We start from the raw sequence: 552 nt of genomic DNA, 5'->3' as shown, positions 1-552 counted from the left end.
TACAAATGTAGCTTTATCAAAAAATACCATCGTAGGCACAAGCAATACTCTAAGTGTAGGATTAGACAATAAACTAAAAGTAGAGCATAATAGTAGTGAATATATAGGTGGGGATAAGGAAGTAACGATTAAGGGGAATGTGGATACAAAGATAGAGGGGGATAGTGGCAAATATATCGCAGGGAATGCAAAGCAAGAGGTGCAAAAACATTTAAGCATTCATTCAAATGAAAATCTGCATTTAAGCGCAAATGATGAAATAGCACTAACTTCACAAAATAACCTCCATATTTTAACTAAAAATTCACTTGCCTTAAAAAGCGATGAGAATCTAACGATAAATGTCAATGATTTTTACGCAAAAAGCAAAAATGAAGTAAATCTTTATGTGGGTGATTGTATAAATTTATATGTGTCAAGTGATTCGAGTATTGCATTAAGCAAAGATAAAATCATACTAAAAGTCAAAGATAGTGAGCTAACGCTAGATGAAAATGGATTAAGTGTCAATAAGCCTGTGAAGGTGAAAAAGGGGTAATAATATTATGACTT

General features: G+C 32.2%; 1 protein-coding gene. It reads left to right on the top strand.

What is annotated here, in order from left to right:
- A partial coding sequence (locus tag ACWIUO_RS13840; protein ID WP_454178467.1) for a hypothetical protein occupies window positions 1–538 on the top strand: 538 nt, incomplete at its 5' end.
- Between the last annotated feature and the right edge of the window lie 14 nt (window positions 539–552).

The sequence above is a fragment of the Helicobacter sp. T3_23-1056 genome (genome assembly GCF_053654535.1).
Note: the sequence above shows the minus strand (reverse complement) of the source record. Positions and strands in the feature narration are given on the sequence as shown.